The organism is Streptomyces sp. KR55 (assembly GCF_052245645.1).
Taxonomy (GTDB): domain Bacteria; phylum Actinomycetota; class Actinomycetes; order Streptomycetales; family Streptomycetaceae; genus Streptomyces; species Streptomyces flavusporus.
Genome location: NZ_JBQQCE010000877.1, coordinates 1 through 1,599, shown reverse-complemented (window position 1 = coordinate 1,599; position 1,599 = coordinate 1). Strand labels below are relative to the sequence as shown.

The following is a 1,599-nucleotide window of genomic DNA, read 5'->3' as shown; positions in this document are numbered from 1 at the left end:
GCCCCGGGGTTCGGGCACCTGGTCCGGACCCCGGGGCCTGCCTGGATCACCCAGCGATCACTTGCCGAAGCTCTGGCCGCAGTGCTGGAACTCCTTCTCGCTGTTGTCCTGGTTGCCGCCGGCGAGGAGGACATCGACATCGACATTGATGTCGTCGACGTGAAGGAGCCCCTGATAGGAGTCGTTCTGGTCGCACGACTGGTGCTGCTTGTTGTTGAGCTTGAACTTACCGTGCCCGTCGTCAGCGTGGCCGACACCGGCGCCCAGGAAGCTGACGCTGCCGAGCATAGCCAGGGCGACTGCGGCCTTCTGGTACTTGCGCATTGCCTCTCCGTTCTGAGTAGACACAGTCCGCGATGGACCGGTCACCAACAGTTGCCAACTGTAGGCGACGCTTATGGGGATTTACACATGAAACGCCCAGTGACATTACTTTCGTACGAAAGGTACGTTGTGACGCTGGCGGGCGTGGCCGAACCGGGGTCACGTCCGGCCAACTGCCTTTCGTGAAGGGAGTTCTGACAGCGAGCCAGGGCCTTGCTCGACCGGACCACGTCCCGGGAAGCGTGGGCCGCCACGAGCGGAAACCACAGCCCGTCCGGCGAAGCCCCTCTACAAACCGGGTGATCCCGTGAAGATCGCCGTGACCGCTCCGGGGCCGTCGCGTTGTAAGGGCAGCGCGGCCGCGTCTTCTGCCGCCGCACTTGCCGATTCACTAAGGAGAACGTGATGTCTCGCATCGCGAAGGTTGGCGCTGTCGTTCTCGGCACGAGCGCCGTGGTGCTCAGCGGGGCCGGTCTCGCCGCGGCGGACGCCGGCACAAAGGCCGCGGCGGCAGGCTCGCCCGGCGTCCTGTCCGGCAACGTGGTCCAGGTTCCGGTCCACGTGCCAATCAACGTGTGCGGAAACACCGTCACGGTGATCGGCGGGCTCAACGAGTCGGTCGGCAACTTCTGCAAGAACCAGAGCCACAAGTAGCGACAGGACCCGGCACGGCACTGACGTCTTGTGACGTCTGCCGTCCTGACCTGAAAGCCCCGGCACCGTCTCAGGCGCCGGGGCTTTTCCCATGAACAGGCGTATCTCCCCACGGCTGCTGACTCCACGTCACCTCACGCGTACCGGTAGATCCGGCTGACGTCCTCCAGCTCGTCCGGCGTCACGTCCCACGGCGGCAGCTTCTGGTGGCGTGCCACGATCCGGTTGTGCTGTTCGTCGCTGGGGCCCGGCGGGGTCGCGGGGAGGTAGCGGGCCCCGCGGTGCCGGCGCTGCCAGCGGTACCACTGCAGGTCGACGAAGGCGTGGTGCAGCCAGAAGACAGGGTCGTTGGCGGCGCCGCCGCCGAGCATGGCCCCGCCGACCCAGCGGTGCACCCGGTTGTGGTTGCGCCAAGAGACGCTGCCCCGGCCGGTGCCCCAGCCTTCCAGCTTGTTGCGGAAACCTCGGGTGACCGTCGAGTCCCAGGGCGCCACGTCGTAGGCGGGGTCCTTCAGCGCCCACTCCAGATCGCTCTTCGTGGGCAGGTCGATCGGGTTGCGGGAGCGGCCGAGGTCCCGGGTGAGGAACGCGCCCTCGGTCACACCGTCCTTGAGGGTCCAG

The 1,599-nt window shown here is 66.7% G+C and carries 3 protein-coding genes; 1 reads left to right on the top strand and 2 read right to left on the bottom strand.

Annotation, left to right across the window (positions count from 1 at the left end; all coding sequences use genetic code 11):
• Nucleotides 1-57: 57 nt before the first annotated feature.
• Nucleotides 58-324, bottom strand: coding sequence for a hypothetical protein (locus ACTWQJ_RS51175; protein ID WP_443313165.1), 267 nt, complete (start codon nucleotides 322-324; stop codon nucleotides 58-60).
• Between the two features lie 405 nt (nucleotides 325-729).
• Between ACTWQJ_RS51175 and ACTWQJ_RS51170 the strand changes: the two genes are divergently transcribed.
• Nucleotides 730-978, top strand: coding sequence for a chaplin (locus ACTWQJ_RS51170; RefSeq protein WP_443313164.1), 249 nt, complete (start codon nucleotides 730-732; stop codon nucleotides 976-978).
• A gap of 134 nt (nucleotides 979-1,112) precedes the next feature.
• On the opposite strand, the gene ACTWQJ_RS51165 is transcribed toward ACTWQJ_RS51170, so the two are convergent.
• Nucleotides 1,113-1,599, bottom strand: a 487-nt coding sequence (locus ACTWQJ_RS51165) for a tyrosinase family protein (protein ID WP_443313163.1), incomplete at its 5' end; no start/stop codon positions are given.